The 21331-nt window shown below is 30.0% G+C and carries 22 protein-coding genes; 9 read left to right on the top strand and 13 right to left on the bottom strand.

All coding sequences use genetic code 11. From position 1 onward, the window contains the following. The 3 genes from KAOT1_RS23165 to KAOT1_RS23710 all read right to left on the bottom strand — a co-directional run. On the bottom strand, positions 1 to 1784 hold a 1784-nt coding region (locus tag KAOT1_RS23165; RefSeq protein WP_007093004.1), incomplete at its 3' end, for a hypothetical protein. 195 nt (positions 1785 to 1979) lie between these two features. Continuing rightward, entirely contained in the window at positions 1980 to 3176 is a 1197-nt protein-coding gene (locus KAOT1_RS02005; RefSeq protein ID WP_007093003.1) for an IS256 family transposase, read from the bottom strand. Between the two features lie 83 nt (positions 3177 to 3259). Then, positions 3260 to 3703, bottom strand: coding sequence for an EamA family transporter (locus KAOT1_RS23710; RefSeq protein ID WP_316927965.1), 444 nt, complete (start codon positions 3701 to 3703; stop codon positions 3260 to 3262). A 288-nt stretch (positions 3704 to 3991) separates the two neighbouring features. Between KAOT1_RS23710 and KAOT1_RS01995 the strand changes: the two genes are divergently transcribed. Continuing rightward, a complete protein-coding gene (locus tag KAOT1_RS01995) occupies positions 3992 to 4591 on the top strand; it encodes a hypothetical protein (protein WP_007093001.1) in 600 nt (199 codons plus the stop codon). Positions 4592 to 4702: 111 nt separating this feature from the next. Here the strand turns inward: KAOT1_RS01995 and KAOT1_RS01990 are convergent, their stop codons facing one another. Further along, positions 4703 to 5158: a hypothetical protein gene (locus KAOT1_RS01990; RefSeq protein WP_007093000.1), complete on the bottom strand. Its 456-nt coding sequence runs from the start codon at positions 5156 to 5158 to the stop codon at positions 4703 to 4705. Positions 5159 to 5215: 57 nt separating this feature from the next. On the opposite strand from KAOT1_RS01990, the gene KAOT1_RS01985 reads away from it, so the two are divergent. The 5 genes from KAOT1_RS01985 to KAOT1_RS01965 all read left to right on the top strand — a co-directional run bounded on the left by KAOT1_RS01985 (position 5216) and on the right by KAOT1_RS01965 (position 8125). Then, complete coding sequence (locus KAOT1_RS01985; protein ID WP_007092999.1) at positions 5216 to 5431, top strand: hypothetical protein; 216 nt, start codon at positions 5216 to 5218, stop codon at positions 5429 to 5431. 47 nt (positions 5432 to 5478) lie between these two features. Beyond that, positions 5479 to 6621, top strand: a complete 1143-nt coding sequence (locus KAOT1_RS01980; protein ID WP_007092998.1) for a hypothetical protein — start codon at positions 5479 to 5481, stop codon at positions 6619 to 6621. Between the two features lie 26 nt (positions 6622 to 6647). Beyond that, a complete protein-coding gene (locus tag KAOT1_RS01975; protein WP_157559988.1) occupies positions 6648 to 7274 on the top strand; it encodes a hypothetical protein in 627 nt (208 codons plus the stop codon). Further along, positions 7271 to 7558 carry a hypothetical protein gene (locus tag KAOT1_RS01970; RefSeq protein WP_007092996.1) on the top strand — a complete coding sequence of 96 codons (288 nt, stop codon included), beginning with the start codon at positions 7271 to 7273 and terminating at the stop codon, positions 7556 to 7558. The genes KAOT1_RS01975 and KAOT1_RS01970 overlap by 4 nt, the downstream gene beginning before the upstream one ends. Positions 7559 to 7633: 75 nt before the next feature. After that, complete coding sequence (locus tag KAOT1_RS01965; protein ID WP_007092995.1) at positions 7634 to 8125, top strand: DUF6630 family protein; 492 nt, start codon at positions 7634 to 7636, stop codon at positions 8123 to 8125. A gap of 27 nt (positions 8126 to 8152) precedes the next feature. Here the strand turns inward: KAOT1_RS01965 and KAOT1_RS01960 are convergent, their stop codons facing one another. Beyond that, positions 8153 to 10795: an Eco57I restriction-modification methylase domain-containing protein gene (locus KAOT1_RS01960; RefSeq protein WP_007092994.1), complete on the bottom strand. Its 2643-nt coding sequence runs from the start codon at positions 10793 to 10795 to the stop codon at positions 8153 to 8155. A 699-nt stretch (positions 10796 to 11494) separates the two neighbouring features. On the opposite strand from KAOT1_RS01960, the gene KAOT1_RS23390 reads away from it, so the two are divergent. Then, complete coding sequence (locus KAOT1_RS23390; protein ID WP_007092873.1) at positions 11495 to 11881, top strand: helix-turn-helix domain-containing protein; 387 nt, start codon at positions 11495 to 11497, stop codon at positions 11879 to 11881. A 5-nt stretch (positions 11882 to 11886) separates the two neighbouring features. Next, positions 11887 to 12786, top strand: a complete 900-nt coding sequence (locus tag KAOT1_RS01950; protein WP_007092993.1) for an IS3 family transposase — start codon at positions 11887 to 11889, stop codon at positions 12784 to 12786. A 234-nt stretch (positions 12787 to 13020) separates the two neighbouring features. Here the strand turns inward: KAOT1_RS01950 and KAOT1_RS01945 are convergent, their stop codons facing one another. From KAOT1_RS01945 to KAOT1_RS01935, 3 genes are read right to left on the bottom strand one after another with little or no spacing between them, the layout of a single operon-like run. After that, positions 13021 to 13449: a hypothetical protein gene (locus KAOT1_RS01945; protein ID WP_007092992.1), complete on the bottom strand. Its 429-nt coding sequence runs from the start codon at positions 13447 to 13449 to the stop codon at positions 13021 to 13023. Positions 13450 to 13492: 43 nt separating this feature from the next. After that, positions 13493 to 13894, bottom strand: a complete 402-nt coding sequence (locus tag KAOT1_RS01940) for a hypothetical protein (protein ID WP_157559986.1) — start codon at positions 13892 to 13894, stop codon at positions 13493 to 13495. Between the two features lie 14 nt (positions 13895 to 13908). Beyond that, entirely contained in the window at positions 13909 to 15681 is a 1773-nt protein-coding gene (locus tag KAOT1_RS01935; RefSeq protein ID WP_007092990.1) for a hypothetical protein, read from the bottom strand. A gap of 496 nt (positions 15682 to 16177) precedes the next feature. Between KAOT1_RS01935 and KAOT1_RS01930 the strand changes: the two genes are divergently transcribed. Beyond that, positions 16178 to 16573, top strand: coding sequence for a hypothetical protein (locus tag KAOT1_RS01930; RefSeq protein WP_157559984.1), 396 nt, complete (start codon positions 16178 to 16180; stop codon positions 16571 to 16573). Between the two features lie 6 nt (positions 16574 to 16579). Here the strand turns inward: KAOT1_RS01930 and KAOT1_RS01925 are convergent, their stop codons facing one another. The 5 genes from KAOT1_RS01925 to KAOT1_RS01910 all read right to left on the bottom strand — a co-directional run bounded on the left by KAOT1_RS01925 (position 16580) and on the right by KAOT1_RS01910 (position 21173). Further along, on the bottom strand, positions 16580 to 16819 hold the full coding sequence (locus tag KAOT1_RS01925) for a hypothetical protein (protein WP_007092988.1): 240 nt from the start codon (positions 16817 to 16819) through the stop codon (positions 16580 to 16582). After that, a complete protein-coding gene (locus KAOT1_RS01920) occupies positions 16809 to 17627 on the bottom strand; it encodes a hypothetical protein (RefSeq protein ID WP_007092987.1) in 819 nt (272 codons plus the stop codon). Before KAOT1_RS01920 ends, KAOT1_RS01925 begins: the two co-directional genes overlap by 11 nt. Next, positions 17602 to 17739 carry a hypothetical protein gene (locus tag KAOT1_RS22640; protein WP_007092986.1) on the bottom strand — a complete coding sequence of 46 codons (138 nt, stop codon included), beginning with the start codon at positions 17737 to 17739 and terminating at the stop codon, positions 17602 to 17604. Before KAOT1_RS22640 ends, KAOT1_RS01920 begins: the two co-directional genes overlap by 26 nt. A gap of 286 nt (positions 17740 to 18025) precedes the next feature. Continuing rightward, on the bottom strand, positions 18026 to 19147 hold the full coding sequence (locus KAOT1_RS01915; RefSeq protein ID WP_007092985.1) for a hypothetical protein: 1122 nt from the start codon (positions 19145 to 19147) through the stop codon (positions 18026 to 18028). Between the two features lie 136 nt (positions 19148 to 19283). Continuing rightward, complete coding sequence (locus tag KAOT1_RS01910; protein ID WP_007092984.1) at positions 19284 to 21173, bottom strand: SIR2 family protein; 1890 nt, start codon at positions 21171 to 21173, stop codon at positions 19284 to 19286. Between the last annotated feature and the right edge of the window lie 158 nt (positions 21174 to 21331).

Genomic DNA, 21331 nt, shown 5'->3' with positions numbered 1-21331 from the left:
TGTTGTTGATAAGGAATTCCAACTGCGTATTCTCGTGAAACAGCATTAAAATCATATAGCCAGTGATTACTTAATGTAATTGGTGAAGTAGTTGGGTTTGCATCAAAAGCTGAAGTAAAGTTTACAACTCCATTAGCATCTTCTAAATACCCTATTTGCCAGTTTCCACTTCTGTTTACAGGAGCACTCCAATAATTATAATTATAAAGATTTACAGTTCCTTGCTGACGTATTCTTAATTCTCCTGTTCCTGAATTAGAAGTTGTACTTGTATGGTTTTGAATTAATTGAGCTTCTCCTAAAAGATCAATAGTTCCATTAACTTCTATTTGGTTTTCTACTTCTAATAATATACCATCAGAAACGGTAATAGTTCCTCCACTTTCTACTTCTACTTCTCTTACATGTGCATCGAATGTTAGTGTACCTGTAGCTCCTGATTTTACTGTAAATTTCAAACATTCATCTGTGTTATCAGGCGCATTGGCTGTTCCTGAGCCATTGAAAAAAGAAGTTCCATTCCAAACGATCTGATCTAAATAACGAAGTGTAAAATAATCTCCATCTGTAAACGAAACTCCTGTTGCTGTTGCTGTTGCTCCAACTATTGTTAAATCATATACAACAGGAGAACTAAAATCACTATCATTATCAACAACCAATTGTAATGGTTGACAACTTTGTTTTCCTGATAAATCCATTCCCGTAATATCAAAGGCAACAGTAACCGTTCCTAAATCATTTACTTTACTCACACGCCATTTTGAGCTTAATTGCTCTGTGTAATTTATAGGGTCATTTGAAAAAACATAGGTAGGATCTTTAGTTTCTTCTCCCCAAAATAGAAAATCACCATTAGAGAGCGCGGAAGGTGTATTTATTCGTACAATTCCTGTTCCTCGTGAATCTGTATGGTTTGTTCCATCTGTTGTCTGACCAATTCCTGCTACATCGTGATCGAAGTTTCCATTTCCAGAATCGTCTTGGGTGTATAAATCATTTACAGATAATGTTTCTCCATATTTGGCAGCTAAATAATTATCAATAATTAATCGTTGAGCAGTATTTACTTTAGTTCTAAAAATAATTAATTCCGTAACATCACCGACAAATCCATTTGAACCTGAAGTATTTGCTCCTAAATTAAAGCGTTGAGAAGCATGAGAATTATAGGTAGAAGTATTAGCTCTACTTTGTAAAAGACTTTCATTTCTATACAATTGTTTTCCTGAGCTTGGATGTGCATCATAAGACCAAATGGAATATGAGGTTAATCCTGTTAAACTTCCAACTTGTATTCTTGCTGAACTACCACAGCATGTTCCTATATCATAATAAACAGTTCCTGCCCACGGAATATGATTAGAAAAACGAGTACTACCGACTAAAGGATCTGTAGTATAAACAGATGATGTTTGAGTTGTATTATCAGCTTTGGTAACTATAAATGAAGATGCTTGATTCGTTACAAAGTTAGATGTTGTTAACGTTAACCCAGTCCTTAATCTATTACTTCCATTAAAACTAACCTCGTCATACCCATTAACTGCGTTTGTGATTAAAGTAGGTCTTTGTATTCCTGTTTCACTTATGTCTAAAGCAGAAATCCCCGCAGAATTTGTCCAACTATCAATTAAAGATCCTGTTACTGAAATTCCATTATCAGGACGATACCAACTAACAAGGCTCGAAGTTCCATCATTAGTTCCCACTCCTCCTGGTCCAGTTTGAGCAAAAGAATACAGACTAATAAGAAAAAAGAGTAATGGTAGTATAGTTTTCATAATTTTAATCTTTTACTAACAAAGTAACATTACTTCAAAAAATTTTTACAATGAAAAGTGTTAATTCAAAAGTGAATATCGATAAAATGCACATTATGTCGATAAAATGACACTTAGGAAAATTAAGAATTTAAGACGAAGTCTTTTATATTAGAATAGCCTCGTCCAAACTTAATCTTAACTTTCTACTTCTTGCTACATCTGCATTCGATCTTTAAAAAGAATTAAGAATTGATTGATAATTATTCCCCATTGTTTTATTGGTTTTTCCCAACTCTTGGTAGCTTCTCCTATAGCTAGATATATCATTTTCATCGTTGCACTATCTGTTGGGAATGATGATTTATTCTTTGTATACTTTCGTATCCTTCGATTTAAACTTTCCATTAGATTCGTAGTATAGATGATTCTTCTTATCTCCACAGGAAAATCAAAAAACACAGTCAAGGCTTCCCAGTTGCTTTGCCAACTTCTAACAGCATAATGATATTTACCAGACCATTTATTTGCAAAATCATCTAGTGCAGCTTCAGCAGCTTGTATATTAGGCGACATATATATGTTTCGCATACTCTCTGTAAATGATTTTCTATCTCTCCAGATCACAAATTTACAAGCATTACGAATTTGATGTACTACACATATCTGCGTTCTTGAATTTGGAAATACGGTTGTTACTGTTTCTGTAAATCCTTTTAAATTATCTGTTACACTAATTAAAATATCTTCAACTCCTCTTGCCTTTATATCTGTGAGTACACTAAGCCAAAAGGAAGCAGATTCATTTTTTCCAAGCCACAAGCCTAATACTTCTCTGACTCCATCTCGTCGAAGTCCAGCAGCAATGTATATGGTTTTATTAATTACTTTGGAATCTTCTCTTACTTTAAATAAAATACCATCCATCCAAACAATTAAATACACGGACTCTAATGGACGATGTTGCCAAGCTATTGCGTCTTCACTAATACGATCTGTTATTCTTGATATAGTCGTTCTAGAAACCTCAATATCGTATATATCACGTACTTGGTCTTCTATATCCCTATTACTCATCCCTTTGGCGTACAAGGAGATAATTACATTCTCAATACCTTTTGTCATACTAGATCGTTTTGGAATTAATATAGGGTCAAAACTTGCATTACGATCTCTAGGAACTGTTATTTCTGTAGTTCCAAAATCGGTCTTGATTGTTTTTTTAGAATATCCATTTCGGGAATTGGATCTTTTTTTCTTTTCATGCTTGGAATATCCTAGATGTGCATCTAGTTCTCCCTCAAGGATTTTTTCTATACCTCGTTTGTGCAGTGAGGACAGAAAGTTTTGTAGTTCTTTTCCATCTTTGAATTGTTTGAAGAACTCGTCTGATAATACATCTTCTTTTTTCATAATACTATGTAAATTTTAAAGTTAAACATTTTGTCTTAGCTAGCTAAGACAAATACATTACTTCTAATTCTTACTTACACAGTTTATGTGACACTACCATACCAACCTAAAAACAACGCTACCACAGGATTTACGTAAGAAGCAGTCGCTACTTTTTCTGTTGAAACTTCTTTGAGTAAGTAGTTGAAAGCAGTAAATGCAACCAAACTTCCTAAAATGATTAATAAAAACATAGACCATTGTATATTAGTACTCCATGTTAATGGTGAAGTCCAAGTTTCTCCCAAAAAGAAACTTACGATTGCCAGCATAACGCATGCAATTCCCATCTGATATCCTGTAGTAAGCCTCCCCATAGTGATGCGGTCAAAGCCTAGATGTAAATCACAATAGAACTGATAATCAATATTACTGTTGAGTTGTTCAATAAGTAGCTTATCACTACAGCAGGCATAATGTTTTAAAAACAACCCGTGCTGAACTTGTTTCAGTATCAGTGCAATCCGACCTCTTGGGCTAAAGGACATTTTAGCGCCTTTTAAAGATTCTTCAAGTCCAAAATAGTGAATCAAATCAGACCAAGGAAAAACACTAAATCTTACCTAGATCACTCTGTAAAAAACGAGCATAATACACATCAAAATTTTCAACAGAAGATAAAAAGGAAAATTTGTGCTGGAACTCACTAATTCTTTATATTTTCATAAATAGAGAAAAAAGAAAACCCCATTTTTGCACCATATCGGTCATTTTCTGGGTTTTATGTTTCTTTAATTTACACTAACAGTTCTTATCAAAGCCACAGTCATCTATTAATGCTTAAAAAACTACAAACATACCTGTTATTTGGAAATACTTTTTGTGGAATAGAATACAATAATAAACAAACTGATGAAATTATCATTAAAGATTCTTTTTTGACTATGATAGTGGAAGAAATTGTGCAAAAACTTCCTAAAAAACAGCATGTATTTTTAGTTTTAAATAACGATGATGTGTTGAGTAAGTATGTTTGGAGTACTGAAAAAGAAAACAATCGATTACTATTTGAAGCATTTCCCAACTTAAAAATTAATGATTTCTACTATGAAATTAATTCGCAAGGAAGCTTTCACAATATTGCAATCTGTCGAAAATCGCTTGTTGATAAGCTGATAGCGAGTTATAAAATGCAGCAAATTACAATTGTTGGTTTTTCACTTGGAAATACGATGACTTCTTTTGTAAATAATTTTATTGAAGAATCTAACTATTACACCTCAAATACATTACTTACCAAAGAAAATGAAGCAATCACTGATGTTCAACTCATAGAAAATCCGCTAAATAAAACACATATTATCAACGGATTGGAAGTAAAGAGTTCTCAACTCTTATCATTCTCAGGCGTATTATCACATATATTACAATCCTAAACGACTGTTTCAAATTTTGAAGAAAAAGAAACGGAATTAGTTACAAACTTTAAACAACAACGGTTTTTTAGTCAGTTTTCTATGTTCGGATTGGGTTTTGTGCAGCTACTATTATTGATAAACTTTTTCGTTTTCAATTCCTATTAGGGAACGCGACAAGTCAATATTTTTACTTTTTTGTTTTCCTTTATTTTGACTTAAAACAACTGATAGAGAGTTTATTAACTTTAAAACACCGTTGGTTTCTGTGGTTCGACACCTGTCTTTTTCACGGCTATACAGGATTCCACTAGGAAACAATAGGTTTTGTAGTTTTTGCTTTTCTGAATGATTTTCTAACTCCCATATATTGTGTAAGTTACAAGCTAATTTCAACGATTTACCAATATAGGAATCAAGGTTCGACTTTTCAAAATTAGTTTTGTTGATTTCCGCAGTGATTTCCTCTATTTTTGCATTATACTTTTTGGAATACTTCTCATAAATAGCTCCATCTATTTTACCTATGGCATAACGTTCTTCAACCTGTTCTAAATCTTCTTTAATAGTCTTTAAATTATATTTCATGCTTGCTGTCTTACTAAAACAGCCATTGAAAATTTATATGCAAAAACGGATAAAATCTTGGCTACTTATGGAGATATAGTTTTTAAAAGTAAACTGGAGCAGTTCAGTAATATTAATTCAGTTGTAAATGGTAAAAAACAGTTCCGTGTAGGATTATGGCAAAGTGTTTTAGGCTCTTTCATTTTTGCTTTGATACTGCTTATTTTCGGTCTCATAATAAACTTTACCAAAGAAGGTGGTCTAAAAGAGGTTTTGAGAAGTTTATTAGATTAATGGTTATGTAAAACTGTTTTTTTAAATTAAATAAATTATCCTACCAAATGAAAATATCAAAGACACTAGATAGACCAACTAATTGGCAAGACTTTGAGAGTCTATGCAAAAAGCTTTGGGGAGAAATTTGGAATTGTCCTGAAACCGTAAAAAATGGTCGAAATGGACAGAAACAAAAAGGGGTAGATGTATATGATATTCCAAGTCATGAACAACAATATTATGGAATTCAATGCAAAGGAAAAGATCTTTACACTCATAAACAGTTTACTGAAAAGGAAATTAATAAGGAAATAGAAGAAGCTAAATGTTTTGTCCCACCGCTTAAAAAGCTGTATTTAACAACAACAGCAGTCAGAAATGCTAAAATTTCAGAAATAGTTCGTCTAAAAAATATTGAACATATTGAAAATAATCTTTTTGAAGTGCATCTATTCTCATGGGAAGACATAGTAGAATTGATCTGTGAAAATAGAAACACCTATGATTACTATGTCAATAGTAATAGCTTTATTGTTTCTAATTCGGCTAGAATCACTTTTTCAAATTATGATACGGTTTTTACGTCCAATCCTAAATTCAAACAAAGAGTTAACTTTTATACCAATAAGGCAAGTATTCATAGAAATTTTAAAAATAGCGCAACCTATAAAATGTTGGAAAAACAACGTAAGCTGATTGATCGTTTTTCACCAAGAGGTTTCAATAGCGTGGAATATAATCATAGTTTTGATAGCTTTAAAATCAAAATCCATAATGCAGGAAGTCAACCGATTGAAAATTACAAACTTATTGTAAAGTTTGAAGATGATATAACAGAAATAAGTGATACAAAAATAGTTAAAGGCTCGCTATTGGCTGTTATTCCTGTATTCGGAACTAATGAAACTTTTATTGATACAGAAAATAAAACTGTCAAAATAATTCCAAAAAATAAAATACTTGTAAGCGATGATTCTTATGAGTCTGATGAAATTTTCTTCAAGCCAAAATATGAGCAATCCAAAGCAACGATATATTGGAAATTATTATCCAAATCACTCAACCTAAAAGGAACACTAATCATAAATATTGAACCGAATCTTGAAAAAGAGTATGAATATTTTTCCATTGAAGATAATTCTGAAGAACGAATAGAAACAGGAGTAATTGAAGACTTTATTTCAAATAGACAAGATGAAGAAGAATGATTTTAAGTAAAAAACAAAAAGATATAATGGAAGAAAAAGAGGACCTAAATACAAAAGAAAACAAAATTTATCTTGAATATCTTGGAGAACTTACAGACTTAGAAATAAAACTAATTCAAGATCAACATTTGATAGTTTCTCTTGGATTAGTTTTTCGCAACAAAAGTGGAGTTCCTTATGCAATATTAGATGATTATTCTCTTGTCACTTACTTTGCGATTCATCAAGCATTAATGTTAGATATTCTGCGTAATGCAGGAATGAGTGCTTCTTGGGATGCTATTAAATTTATATTAAGATATAGTTGGAATAGAATTAGAGGAAAGAAATATAATAAATATCAAGGAGGGAAATTTACGGAGAAAGAAATAAAGCTTGGGTTAAAGTCTCAATTAGATAAAAATACAAGTTTCAACTTTGAGTTAAGCGGTAATCTTGATAGTAATGACCTTAATAAAGTTCTTGATTTTATCGGAAGGCAAAAAAGGAATGATTCCTATAAAATGCCTGATTATTGTTTTTATGATGAAAAGAGTGAAAAATGGATAAAGATAGATGTAACGGATGAAATTAGAAAAAAGGCTAAGAAGAAAAATAAAGTCCTTGAGAAAATAATCAATGAGAAAAAAAAGAAAAAACCTAAAAAGAATTGAAAATTACCTTTGAATATTTCATAGCTTCCACGAGAGAAATTAATGGTAGCGACGCTAAAATAGAATTATTAGTTCCCGATGTAATTAACGCTACGCAAAAATTTATTGGACTAACTTCTGGTAAGATGTATGATAAGGGGGCTTTTGTAGGAACAAGTAGAAAGTTTTGGGATGAATATGATCTTTTTAAACAGCTAAAAAAAGTAAGAAGAATTAGCTTTTGGGGTAATTCAAAGAAGAAGTTACTACTAAAAAAATATCTTGAACAAGTTGTAAAGATGTGAGAAAAATGTAGTAGTTCTGTAGTAGCTTTAGATGAAAATCTAACTCTTATTTATGTGGACTCTTTTAAAAATTATATGGGTAAAATCACACCCAAACTTTCACAAGAATCAAAAGTCAAGAGAGAAGCTTATTTAAGTTTGGCAAAAGTCTGTTTGAGCCAAAAAAATTATAATATAATTGCTCCAATACTAGAAAATTTAAAAAACTATGATGGACATTGGAAATATGAAAACACATTTAATTTTTTGGTAAATGTACTTGACAGAAAAGGTATCTATCTTTTTAATTGCTTTGATTGGAAATTTGGCATTGAAGATTTCTACAAATGTATTAGTTCTATCATAGAAACGAACTTTGATTTCGATATCGAGTTAGCGTATCAAAATGATTACTCAAATAATGCTACAATATCAACAGAAAATTTCTTTTCTGAATACAGGAATCAATTAAACGAAAAAGGCTTTGATTCTTGCTTTAAAGAAGAAGATAGTGATTCATATGTAGTTTTAATTTGTAAAAAAGATGATATAGAAAAAGCTTTAGACTCCCTTTCTAAACTATCTTAGTTTTGAAAAGTTAGTCTAACTTTATTATTATTGTTTTACAGCAATTTGAAGCTGTGTAATCATCACATCAATACTTGGGATTCGAATTCTTTTAAATCGCTCCCAAAGCTCATACAATGAACCAATCACATCGGCTAGGTGTGGTTGAGTTTCTTTTGTGGGCGTATTATAGGATAGTTTTGTTTTTCGTCCATTAATAAGTGCCAACATTTTTTTCTGCTTCTTGTTTTTATCTTTTGTGAGGATTCTGGAATCTAGATTGATGATATCACGTACATGATAATGCTTATAAAGCCAGTTTAAAAATGTTCTTTTGTGTTTGATTCTTCCTTGTTCATCAAATTCGATATGTGAATTTAGAACAATCACCGCTTTTCCATTATCTTTCATATTTAATAGTGCAAGCGCCATAATCAATTCACGAACTTGAAAATCATCAGCCATGAAATAAGCATTGTCAAAATGTTGTTCAATAATATCTAATTTTTCATTTTTGGTTTTGGTAGATTTCATAAACGGCGGATTGCAAACTACTACATCAAAGGATTTATGCATTTCTTTTGGATAAGGCGAAGTAGGATCGTACTTGGTAATTTTACTAAAATCTAAAGATTTGAGTGATTGTCTTTTCAATTTAGAAATTTCGTTGGCGTGGGTAACACGCTTATTTGCTCCAACTAACAAGTTTCCTGTTCCTGCGGTGGGATCAAAAATTGAAGTATCTTCATTCATTTGCAAATATCTTGCAATCATCATAGCGATAGGTAAGGGCAGTATATGGCTATGTTCAAATCGTTGTTTATCATCCACAAAACTTCTATCGAATTGCAAGTTCTGCCAAAAATAACGCATTCCATCTATCCAAACATAGTTTTCATCATGGAAGTATCTATCTCTAACAAAATCAATGGCACTTAATTCAATGGCTTCTTGTAATAGTTCATCGCAGGGAATCTTCTTTTCTTTACTAAAACTTTCTACTTGTAAAAGCGTTGGTTTTTTATGTTTATAATATAGTAAACTCATTCCCGCAACAAAGCTATCAAAGTAAAATTTTGGGATTTTCGGCTCGTAATCCACTACATCAGTATTGATGAAATCCATTTGTTCAAGTTGCTTATTAAGCATATTTTCAATGCAGGTTTCAATACATTTTCTTGATACAAATAAACCGTTTACTTGAGATTGAATGTACTCACGCTTTTTTACATGTTCGGTATACGAAATATCCAATAAGCTTTGCCCTGTTTTCAAATAATCTAATTTTTTTGATAACTTATTTATTTTCCGATCAATGATGTTGATTCCTTCGGTTAGATCGGCTACAGGTCTAAAATTCTGAATTAAATACAGCCAGGGATATTTTTGTTTATTATCTAGAATTTGATTGAGTGTTTGCAGTGAAATGTATCCTTTGTTTAAATTCACGTAAGGATATTGTAAATCAGTAGGATATCCGATTTTATCGAGAAGATCAAAACCGTTAATTTGCCAATGTCTATTTAGTTCACGATTATTGAGATTGATACCCAAATCAGTATAATTTTTAAGTTGTGTAACTTCAAAAAATTCAAATTCAGATAATGAACCTAATGTCTCAATAGTGACATCAAACAACTTAGAAAATTCAATTTTTAGTTTGGGAATATGTTGTAATGGAATAGCTCCTTTTTGAAAACATTCATGTACATACAAAGGAACAAGTACGTTATTTACTTGGTGTTTGTCAAAGACAAGATTGGTAGCAAAAGATGTATTTTTTAAACTTTCGTCTAAAAAATTGAGTAGGGGACGCATCGCAATGGCTACACTAGCTTTAAAGCAATTCGGAAAATCTTCAAACCAATCTTTATACAATCGGATGATGTGTGTAAGTTTATCATAGCGAAGCGTAGTTGAGTCATTCAGTAAAGCGTCTTCAATTTCAGTAATTAATGTTTGAATTAACCGTATATCGGTAACTTTTGTTGTCTGTTCAACAGATACTAATTTGTCAATCACTTCTAAAATCAGTAGTTTGTCATCATCTATTTGAGCATCAAAAATGTCTGTCTCTGTAATCAGTTTAGTTTCATTGGTATCATTTGTTTCAAAGAAATCATCGGAAGTATTATTTTTCTTTACATCTTTAATCAACTCCGCTAGAGAATCCGTAAATGTGATAGGTTTAAAGTTTCCATTTTCATCTATATCAATAACCTTCTGTACCCGCAACAATGTTCTTGCTCTTTCTTTGTAGTTTCGAGGGAAAACCTTTAGTGAATCGATATGATCGCCAAAAAAGTGTTTGGTAAATCGTTCAGTAATTACTGTTGCTACTCTTTTGTAATTTTCAAAAATTACAAACTTATCTTCTATTATTTCATCGTTATATTTAATATTGATATCAACGATACAGAACTTTAAATCGTCGATCATGTCAAAGCTTGGCTTATAAGTAGGATATATAGTCATAGACTTCCAATCCTCGTCATTTTCTATTACTTTTTTTAGATCATGTGCAAAGCGCACGTATGCTGGATGGTCATCTGCATACCATTTCATTTCATTATTAAAAAAGTGCTTGAATCCTAATTTTTGCAAGAATGCTATCAATTCTTTTTCAACGGAATGGGAAAATACAATTTCAATTCCGTTTTTTGCTGTGTTGTGTGTTACTTGTATATTCATATTTTATCAACTTAGTGTTTAAAACACTAAGCTAAAAAGCACGATTGAAAATTTATTTGTTCACTTTTGGTACTTGAACCATAATTACGGTATTTTTTCTAATTTGCTATTAGTTAAACTACCTTTTCGGTGTGTAAACATTGAGTTTTATCTGTTTTTAAACAATAAAAACCCAATAATTCTTTTCTACGTAATGACCAATAGAGTGTATGTACTTTTTTCTACTTAGTGTTTAGAACACTAAGCTATAAAAGGAAATTGAAATATCATTTGTACGTGTTTTGTATGGTTACAATGTTAATGATGATAATTCTCACAGGGAAAAACTGCTAATTTTAAAAATATTATTTATGCTTTTGTATTCATAGTGATAAAAGCTCTAAGCTACAAAGGGAAATTGGAAAATGATTTGTAAAATTTTGTGTAGTACACGAAATCTGTAATAGTAATTTTTTTCTATAATTAGGAAGTTTTTAATAAAAAAAGTCCCAATCATTACAATTGAGACTTTTAGCAGAATAATTTTAGTTTTACGATAATATAGAGGGATTTTAGGTAAATTATTCTGTTACTTTAAATAAAAATACTACTTCGATGATTACTACGGAACAAAAACCAGCAACGAACCAACCGAAACGATCAGTTTTTTTCATAGATATGTCTCGTCCTGAAATAGCGTTACACTAAATTTTAAGCGTAATGAAAACAAATTATGTAAAACGTACTCAAAAAGATTATTCATTATCTTTTAAACTCCAAGTAGTTCAAGAGATTGAACAGGGTAAACTGACACGCTCACAAGTCTTATCAAAGTATGGTATACAATCTGGATCTACCATCAGAACTTGGTTAAAAAAATATGGTAACTTTGATTGGCATAATCAAACTCCACTTTCTATGACAAAGACTCCAGAACAAAAGATTTTAGAATTAGAAGAAAAAATCAAACTGTTAGAAAAGCAGAAGGCTCGTGCAGAACATCTGGCGGAGCGTGCTGACAAGAAAGCTATTTTGTTTGATATGATGATTGATTTAGCAGAAAAAGAGTTTAATATTCCTATCAGAAAAAACTCCAAACCCAAGTAATCGATATGTTTAGAATACATTACAGAGAAAGTATCTCATCTACTTGTGAGTTACTTGGGGTAAGCAGGCAAGTATATTACCGAGCGATACGTTCAAAAGAGAAACGACAGTGTATTGCTAGTGATGTGATAGAGCTGGTTCAATCTGTTAGAATAGAGCAACCACGCATTGGCACAAGGAAGTTATATCATATTCTACAAGAGTCTTTACGTAGTTTAGGTGTCGGCAGAGATCGTTTATTTGCTATTTTAAAGGCAAATCATATGTTGATTAAACCCAAGCGGAGCTATCATATCACTACTAACTCTCATCATCGGTTTAGAAAACATAACAATGTAATAGAGAATTTAGATGTAAACAGACCAGAACAAGTTTGGGTAGCAGATATTACCTATGTAGGTAATCGAGCTAATCCCATGTATTTATCGCTTATTACAGATGCATATTCTAAGATGATCGTTGGGTATTATCTATCCAATACCTTAGCAGTAGATAGTTCTATAAAAGCATTAAAGCAAGCTGTTAAAAACAGAAAATATCCCAAGGAAAGGCTAATACATCATTCTGATAGAGGTTTACAATATTGTAGTAATCAATATCAAAGAATATTAACTAAGAGTCATATTAAATGTAGTATGACAGAATCCTATGATCCATATCAAAATGCAGTAGCAGAGCGAATCAACGGAATCTTGAAACAAGAGTTTTTGATGGGCACCTCTAAAATAGACATCAAACTAATGAAGAAAATAGTACAACAGAGTATTAAAGTTTATAATACCAAAAGACCGCATTTATCATGTCAAATGCTAACTCCAGAACAGATGCACAAACAAAATAAAGTCAACATAAAAACCTATAAAAGAAAAAACACAGATAAGACAGCTGTCTTATCTGTGTTTTAACTATTTTTAATCCTAAATAACTGTAACGGTTTTTTAGGACGGGTCAATATAATTTTTAGTTATTTTTGTTTAGATAGCAAAGCGGACTAACTAACCAATTGAAAGAACCGCTTTGCCCTAAACAGCAGGATTAGCCATAAATCCTACATAAAACACGTCTTGAATGCTTGCACTCGTATTCGGTAAAGTGCAAATAAGGGTATAGAAAAAAGTTATTGTTCTTGACGTGTTTTTTTAATCTCTAATCATTGTCCAATCGTCAATCCAAAGCACGTCGTATTTGACAAATTTATCTTTAGATATTTTTTCAATTAAGTATATTTTCTTGAAAGGATTGTAACGCATTACATTTTTTGATTTTTTATCTTTGATATACGCTATATCTACAATTTTAAGATCATTTAATGTTTCTATCTTGCATGTATCTACTTGTTTATTTATACCAAAAGCAAAGCTTTCACCATAAATATGCATAATTGTCAAATTCTCCTGTTTTTCTTTTCTATAGGCATTAAGCATTTTTGAGTTTCCTGAACCATCTTCCACAAGATGCTTTTTTTTACTCTTTATATCAAATAAGAGATAAGCAGTTTCTTTCTTCTCATTCTGTGCAAAACAGAGTATAGAAGAAAATAATAGGACTATTAGTTTTACATTTCTCATTCTGTACAAATCTTAATAGTTTTTTTTATATTATGACATATCATTAACATCCTGGGCAACTTATTGCTTTTACCCCTAATTTAGGCTTAGGTATATCACTTTTATTGAGATTCCAACCGTTCTCTTTGGTCCAAAGATGTTTTCTATTCTTTACATTCTCTATTCTTCTTTCAGATTCATGTCTCCAAAACGAATTGGGATACTTTTCAATAAACTTGGTATAGTTTAATATAATTGTATCTGGTGAAGTTGCTGATTCTTTTAAGACATTTTCTTGATATATTCTAAATGGCTCTAAATAATTTTCATTAATTTCTTTTAATTCGTTTACTAATTTATCTTGATTTTTTTCAAGAATATTTAATTCTTTTCTCAACGAATCTTCTGAATTATTTTTAGCACAACTAAAAAATAACACAAATACTAAAAGGATTGACTTTTTCATGGTTACTGACATAATTATTGACAATTTTGGTTTGATGAATTAAATGTATTTATAGTATTAATAATGTTTAATCTTTCTTCCTGAGATAGATTTATCCATGCCTGCGTAGAATTTGTTAATAATCCTGTTGTAGGATTTAAAACTCCAGTCCCCATTAATCCTGACCATGATAACGCATCATAAACTGATTCAGTTTGTGTATTATCAAACTCTCTTAAGGCTTGCTTTATGGTGTCACGATAATGTTGAGCCATAACTTCATGTTGAGCACTTGATGGTGTTTGCCCTTGTGGAATATTCCATCTCCATCTAACATAATAATCATAGAGACCTTCAAAATTATTACGTAAGCCAATAATAAAAGCCCTCCATTGTTCATCTGTGTAATTAGAGAAATTAAGATTAGGATGATTAGCCACACTTAAAAGCTTCCTAAAAATTTCAGCATGTATAAGTTCGTGAATAAATGTTCTAGCAACTGATAGTTTTGGTCTGTTAAGATTATTTGAATTAAATGTGATTGTAATTAAATAATTATTAGGAGCGCTAGTCTCAGCATTGGTATTATTAGATAAAGTAGTACTAGCTGAAAATCTTAAATGTGCTACAGAAAATTTTGCTTCAAAATTTTTGAGATAATTATTAACAGTAGATGCCTTACCCATTTCGGTATAAACAGAATTTAAGCAATTATTATTTTCGAAAGATTCATCTTTAAAGATTTGTTCATCAAATTCTTCTAATATTTGATTAATGATTTGCTCTTGAGATACCTCACTACAATTATTATTCTGTAAATAGTTGTTAATAGTTATCCAGTCGTTAATAGAAAAACTTAACTGTTCAAAAATTTCAGGGTCAATGGTAGTGCTATCATAGGAGTTGAAGGAAGCCACACCATTGATACAATCTAAAATTGATTGTTGCATACTTTCCTCTCTTGTTATTGGAGAAGTTATGATATTTGTAGTTTCATCGTCTGTATCATCATTTGTATTTCCGTTAGTTGTATTCCCATTACCGCCAGAAGTTGAAGGGTTTGAAGAATCGTTCGTTGTATTGTCATCAGTAGCATTACTATCATCACTACTTGAACTAGCAGGGCAAAATATTACGATGTCTGTATACGTACTACATGGATCTTCATCGTATTCATGTTCGCATTGGTTGTTTACATAACCATTCGTTGAATATAGATATGAATTTGTTGAACCATAAGGGATATGATATTCAACATATGTAATAGTGCAAGGTTCTGAATTCTCCGCATATATGTCTGCCAAATTTAAGGCTAGTTGCTCGTAGGTTATCTCATAAGAAGAATTTACATGCCTTGATTTTAAAAATTCTTGTCTTTGCGAAGCTGTAAAATGATACGTTACCAAGCTTGCATCATAATCTTCCGTAAGTTCATTATATGAAAAAACAACATTTTCTATTGTGCTATTGCTGTTTTCTCGAACTACAGTAAAAGTATAAGAATGTGCATTGGTTTCCATATTTTCAACAAGTTTTACATAACTAGCATCGATAGTAAAATCATATAATTCACTATCAGAACTTTCTGCAAAACCACTTTGTTGTAATGTGCTTAAACGTCTCATTCTATCACTTAATTTGTCATTATTTTCAATATCCTGTTTTGATACAAATGTTGACTTAAATGGTGCTTTTTGGTGTACAGCTTCCTCTTGTTGTGCCTCTACAATAGTATCATTTTGACAATTAGAAAACAAAAATAATACCAAGATAGACAAAATTTGAAATGAATTTCTTACTATTTTCATTTTTTTGGTTTTTTAAATTATGCCTACTCTTGAAGGGTTTTCGGCAACGCCCGTTCTTAAAATTGATTTGCAATACAGTTTTAAGTCATTAATCCTTTTATAAATATGGACTAGCCACAAATAAAGAAATAAATTACTTACAATAAAAGAAGGAATGAGTAAAGTTTTCTTTTGAGTTAGTAAAAAGGTATTAATCCCTACAGTAACTAACCGTAATCATAAAAAATGTATAAGGAAGTTTTCATAAAATATAATATTATGCCTACTCTTGAAGGGTTTTCAGCTACGCCCATACTTAAAAATGATTTGCAATACAGTTTTAAGGAATAGAAGAATTTCTATACTTTACTCAACCAATAAACTATTTACCATGAAAAAAGATTGTATCAGTAAACATGCCTTCACAAACGTTTTTATTACATTTGTCTAAGACCTAAACAAATAAATGACATTTTTCACTTTTATCAAAATAAAATGTGACATTTTTCACAAAAATATGAATGAACGTTTTAAATTAGCGATAAAAAATAGTGACTTATCAACAAAAGAAGTTGCTGAATCCGTAGGCTTAAAGGCAAATACATTGAGAAAAGCTTTATTAAGAAATAGTATTAATGAAGGTTATTTAATTTTAATTGAGCAAAATTGTGGTATTTCAAAAAACTGGTTGAAAAATGGAATTAAACCTATTTTTGTTGAATCAAAAGAAAACCAAATTAAAAAGATTTTAGAACAAAATACTCTTGAAGCCCTTGACAATTTTGATAAAGAAAAAATTATTGCTTACATATTGTTAAAGGAATCAGAGTTTCTTAAAATCCCTGCTTTTCAGTCACTTATTGACAAAATGAAAGTTTCAAATAAAATTAGTGATGTAGTTAATAGAAAGTAATTATTATTATTTTATTTTTTTCATCAAATAAGAATGAAATTTTTGTTCTATAACACTTAATTCTTCTCCCCTTTCTTTTTTCTCTTGTATTCTATATAATTCTTCTAAAAGAGTTATTTCATCCGAAATTAATTGATTTACAAAAAAACGAAAATCAACATAAAAATCTTTTTCTGTTGCTGGATCTAGCTCATAGCCTTTTGACCTAAATTTTTTTAAAACGTCTTCTTTTTTTTTAACTTTCATCAGCAACTTTTTCAATTGTAGAAAATATCTTTTCTTCTAATATTTCTACATCTTTTTCAATTTCATCTTTTCCATGAGTGGATTGAGCCTTAGCTGCCATAAGGAAATAGTGATTTATTCTAATATCTGATATCAAAGTCACAAGCCTAGAAATTGATCTCTTTAATTTTGTAATTTTATTTAATTTATTTTCAACAAAATATTTTATGAGATAGAAAACTGAGTAACCTATCAATAAACAAATTGAAAATAAAATGGAAGCATAAACAGGAGTAGGTAAGTCACTACCTCTAACGAAAATACTATGTATAACCCAAAATATAGAAATGGAAATCCAAGCACTAGATTCTAGTATTTGAGCTTTTTTTAATAATTTATTGGATTTTTTTAAATATAATAATTGTTTGTAGGTATAACGAATTGACAATATAAAAAATGAAAAAGATAACCCAAAAACGAATAACCAATAATGTAAGCTTCTTCGACCATTAAAAGAGAAGGCATGTGCTATTTTTCGTTTTTCATTATTACAATTTTTTATTTCTTTTTTGTAGTAAGTTTTATTAGAATAAAATTTATTTCTAAATTCTGAATTGGAAATTTTCTTATTTTCAAGCTGAGTAATAAGTAAGTTTTCAACGCTATCACGTTCCGCTAATAAAGTTTTGTAAAATTTATAGTTTCTCTCTAATTCTGGGGTTGTATTAGGAAAGAAACTATGAAATAAAGACATCACTATTATAAAGCATAAAGCGATGCCTTTGAAAATTTCATATAATCTATTATTCTCCCTCTCTGTAATCTTCATTATCTATTGTTCCATCGTCCGATGGATCAACTACAAAGGTATCTGAATAATCCTCATTAGTTAATTCAACATCAGTACAACTCATAAAAACTGTTAGTGACAATATTGTCATTGTAGTTAAGAAAACTTTTTTCATAATATAAGAATGATTTAATTAGTTAAATTACTTTACAGTAAATTACTAATAAAACAAAAAGAATAAGTTTTCAGAAGCTACAAGTTTTCCACTATAATCTAAATAAGTGAAATATGTCACACAAAGATACGTCAGAAATATATATAGCTTTACGGCTAAGTAACACTATATATATGGTTTTACCGTAATGAGTGATTCAGTATTATAATAAATTGGTTTAATAACTTACGGATTTCCGTAAATACAAAGATTAAGATGATTTTTATTGTTGGTATTTGTTAATTTCTTGTGCATAGATTATAACTGTATCGTTTAATTCGTCAACATTAATTTCGCTGTAAAATTGATTCAATTCTTCTGGAGTCATCGACTTAGAACCTATCTTTTTATTGTTAAAAAGTTCTTCAAATAACTGGGATGATACTGAATGTTTTTTTATAGATTCTTGACTAATATATTCGCCATCATACATTCCTTTTCTAGTTGCTTTTTCTATTAGACAAATTGGCAAATGATATCCTGTTGATATGAAATAAGCATTAGGGTCTTGTATTTCATCAGTTGGGCGTAAGAATCCCGAACAAAATGGAAATCTATAAGCTTCATCATTTGTTTTACATTTACATATTCCCTTATTACATGTATTATTAGTTATTTTTGAAATCTGTTTTTGAAGTCGATCATCTTTTAAATATAATTTTTTATTTCTCCATATCTTATATTGAAGAAAAGCTAAACTAATTTTTTTTGTGTCTTGGTCGTGGCATTCGTAGATAATATCTGCTCCCGTAATATGTTCTAATTTGTCAGGATGTAATGACCTTATTCTCAAAATATTTCCATTACTCAAATAGTAATCAACAGTGATGTCTCCTCTGTATAGTGGTTTGACATTTCTATCAACTTTAAATGAATCCCTGTTTATTAGTGTGTATTCTGATCGTTTGACTTGTGATGATTCCTCTATTACAGCAAATGTTTTTCTAGTATCATCATTAGATGAACTCAATTCTTTCTTTGCGTTTTTAAGGCGTGTTAGTCTTGCTTTCAATTCTTTGTTGGGACTGTTATCGAATTTCTTTTTAATCAATATTTCAATAGAGTCAATTTCCTCTGTAATTAGTTTTACAGCACTAATCTCCTTTTCTTCTAGGTAAGACTGTAATCGAGCTTTTTGCAAAAATGCTTTGGCAGTCATACTCTTATTGTTTCGATATAGAATGCTATTATTTTCACCAAGTATATCAGGACTTAATTTTGAGCCGACTTCTTGTACCTTTTTGTACGTAGTTTTATTATTATTCCCTCTAGTTGCTATTTTTAGTATTCCTCTTAGGGCATTAAGCAAAACCCACTCAATATTAATTCTTTTATTGTCTTGCATCTATTAATGATTACAGTATTTTCATGTATTTTATTGAAAAGTAAAATAGCTAAGTATTATTAAAATAGTATTTTATATATTTTATAGTATAGTTGTAATTTTACTCTACTCACAATATAGTTTAAAAAATATAGTATTAAAACTGTTTTTTGTAGTGAACGTAAACTCTATTGTCCTTACTTCTTATTCTAACCACATTATTTGTTCTGCTTATAATTTCTTCCAAATTATCAATTGAAGCATTCATGACAGTGATACTTTCATTACCAATTTTCAAATTTTCCCCATAAAGTTTGATAATTTTGTTTTCTTCAATAGGAATAGTTATATCACTACTCGAATTGTGGTATGTTTTTAATTGCTTAATAGTTTTATCATCATAATTTTTGTCTAAAGTCAATAAGATTGTATCGGATAAACTAATAACTTGATTACCATTAATCATTTCACAGAGGAAGTTTACAGTTTTTCGTGTAGAATCATTCAATTCTTCTATTTTGAAATTGGAAAAACGCACATTAAAAAAATTCTCAATAGTTTTAAGATTTAAAAAATGTTGTAGATTTAAGCTCACTACTTTTTGAAATTCAGGACTCTTAGAAAATGAACTGAATGGTATATTATTTTTTTTAGTGTACACAACAAACTTTTCTCCATTACAAATCCTATTAAGAAACTTGAATAGTGTAATTTCACTATTAACATTTTCACAAATTTCTTTATGTTCATAATTAAAATCAGCTTTTACAGCACCTTGACCACTAAAGCTTGTTTTGACAACAATTATTGCGCTAACAGTTTCTATATGTATTTCAAATAAAAATTCACTGCCATATATCTTTACATTTACATCATTTATTTCAAAACCATCATCATATCTAAAATCCACTTTTTCATTAAATTGTGGCATACTTTTCAGATATATCTTATCAATTTCATTGTTTTTAGGCATCTTTAGACCTCCAAGCCAAAACTCAGCATCAATAAGATGATCTTTTTTTGTTATTTCCAACATACCAACTTTTTCCCTATTTATGAATTTTTGAATATCACTCTTTATATTTTGACTACCATCTTTAAAAATCATATTAATTACTCCATCTAAGTATATCTCTTTATTTTTACTTCGTATACCTGTAACTCTATAATCCTCACCGTGTACTTCTAATTTAGATAGCAAACCAAAATTGGAAAGAAACTTTTTATGTGTGTCAGCAGATATTTTATTGTTCTCCAAATCATCGTGTATGTACTCTTTTAAATGTAAAATAAGTTCAGTAATTAATTCTTCTGCTGTTGAATCGATATAATGAATGTTCTTTTTTATTAAACTATTAATTTTAGGTTGAGAGAGATTAGGAGAAACAAAAAAACATTCTTTTCTATTAACTCCTAAAGAGTTAATTATTCTATCAAAAATTACATTGGTGTTAATATCTTCAAGACTATAGCCAATAAATAGAACACTATTCGTAGCAAGTCTTTCTCGTACAATTGACCAATAAGTGTTATCATCATTTCTTTCAGTAAAAAAATTAGTGTAGTCAGATTTGGTTAAAACAATACTGTCAGGATCATTCAAATCTCCATGTACTTTGAAAATATTCACTTTTTTATTTTCTATATATGGAATATGATTTTTAGAGAATATTACATTATGGTTGAGTGATTCATAACTACTTTCAAATAATTTATCGTAGTTCGTTGTAATTATTGTTTTAAAATGAGGAATTTTAGCTAAATCTTCATGTGTTGACGTTGAAACTGGTTTTGCATTAAAAGTTTTTTTGAGAACCTTAATAATATGATTTCTACTACCATTTTTTAATTGAAATATTTGATCGGTAAGATCAATCAATGATAGACTTTTATCAATTTCTTTTTTTTCTCCGTCGGATAAACTATTAATAAGTATTTCTTTTAGTCTATTACCCGATGGGTAACCTGCATACATTGACATTCCTGCACCAGCCCAAATAATAACTTCTTCTTTTCTTATTAGATCAAATAAACTTTCTTTACTCATATAAACATTTTAAAGGGTAACTTTCTTACTGTAAATATACACCTTTTCATATTTTAACCCGAAATTTAAAAAGTGATAAACATCAACACTAAAGGGAGGAGTTATTATTGATTTTTAAAACTAAAAAGAATGTTTTCCTTTTAATATCTTCCAGCTTT

The organism is Kordia algicida OT-1 (genome assembly GCF_000154725.1).
GTDB lineage: Bacteria > Bacteroidota > Bacteroidia > Flavobacteriales > Flavobacteriaceae > Kordia > Kordia algicida.
The sequence above is the reverse complement of the archived record's forward strand: the minus strand, read 5'-3'. Positions and strand labels throughout refer to the sequence as shown.

Excerpts from the sequence above, each read along its gene's own strand:
- KAOT1_RS02005 (WP_007093003.1), bottom strand. The coding sequence starts at position 3,176 with ATGAAAAAAGAAGATGTATTATCAGACGAGTTCTTCAAACAATTCAAA.
- KAOT1_RS23710 (WP_316927965.1), bottom strand. The coding sequence starts at position 3,703 with ATGTCCTTTAGCCCAAGAGGTCGGATTGCACTGATACTGAAACAAGTT.
- KAOT1_RS01995 (WP_007093001.1), top strand. The coding sequence starts at position 3,992 with ATGCTTAAAAAACTACAAACATACCTGTTATTTGGAAATACTTTTTGT.
- KAOT1_RS01990 (WP_007093000.1), bottom strand. The coding sequence starts at position 5,158 with ATGAAATATAATTTAAAGACTATTAAAGAAGATTTAGAACAGGTTGAA.
- KAOT1_RS01980 (WP_007092998.1), top strand. The coding sequence starts at position 5,479 with ATGAAAATATCAAAGACACTAGATAGACCAACTAATTGGCAAGACTTT.
- KAOT1_RS01975 (WP_157559988.1), top strand. The coding sequence starts at position 6,648 with ATGGAAGAAAAAGAGGACCTAAATACAAAAGAAAACAAAATTTATCTT.
- KAOT1_RS01965 (WP_007092995.1), top strand. The coding sequence starts at position 7,634 with ATGGGTAAAATCACACCCAAACTTTCACAAGAATCAAAAGTCAAGAGA.
- KAOT1_RS01960 (WP_007092994.1), bottom strand. The coding sequence starts at position 10,795 with ATGAATATACAAGTAACACACAACACAGCAAAAAACGGAATTGAAATT.
- KAOT1_RS23390 (WP_007092873.1), top strand. The coding sequence starts at position 11,495 with ATGAAAACAAATTATGTAAAACGTACTCAAAAAGATTATTCATTATCT.
- KAOT1_RS01950 (WP_007092993.1), top strand. The coding sequence starts at position 11,887 with ATGTTTAGAATACATTACAGAGAAAGTATCTCATCTACTTGTGAGTTA.
- KAOT1_RS01945 (WP_007092992.1), bottom strand. The coding sequence starts at position 13,449 with ATGAGAAATGTAAAACTAATAGTCCTATTATTTTCTTCTATACTCTGT.
- KAOT1_RS01940 (WP_157559986.1), bottom strand. The coding sequence starts at position 13,894 with ATGAAAAAGTCAATCCTTTTAGTATTTGTGTTATTTTTTAGTTGTGCT.
- KAOT1_RS01935 (WP_007092990.1), bottom strand. The coding sequence starts at position 15,681 with ATGAAAATAGTAAGAAATTCATTTCAAATTTTGTCTATCTTGGTATTA.
- KAOT1_RS01930 (WP_157559984.1), top strand. The coding sequence starts at position 16,178 with ATGAATGAACGTTTTAAATTAGCGATAAAAAATAGTGACTTATCAACA.
- KAOT1_RS01925 (WP_007092988.1), bottom strand. The coding sequence starts at position 16,819 with ATGAAAGTTAAAAAAAAAGAAGACGTTTTAAAAAAATTTAGGTCAAAA.
- KAOT1_RS01920 (WP_007092987.1), bottom strand. The coding sequence starts at position 17,627 with ATGAAGATTACAGAGAGGGAGAATAATAGATTATATGAAATTTTCAAA.
- KAOT1_RS22640 (WP_007092986.1), bottom strand. The coding sequence starts at position 17,739 with ATGACAATATTGTCACTAACAGTTTTTATGAGTTGTACTGATGTTGAA.
- KAOT1_RS01915 (WP_007092985.1), bottom strand. The coding sequence starts at position 19,147 with ATGCAAGACAATAAAAGAATTAATATTGAGTGGGTTTTGCTTAATGCC.
- KAOT1_RS01910 (WP_007092984.1), bottom strand. The coding sequence starts at position 21,173 with ATGAGTAAAGAAAGTTTATTTGATCTAATAAGAAAAGAAGAAGTTATT.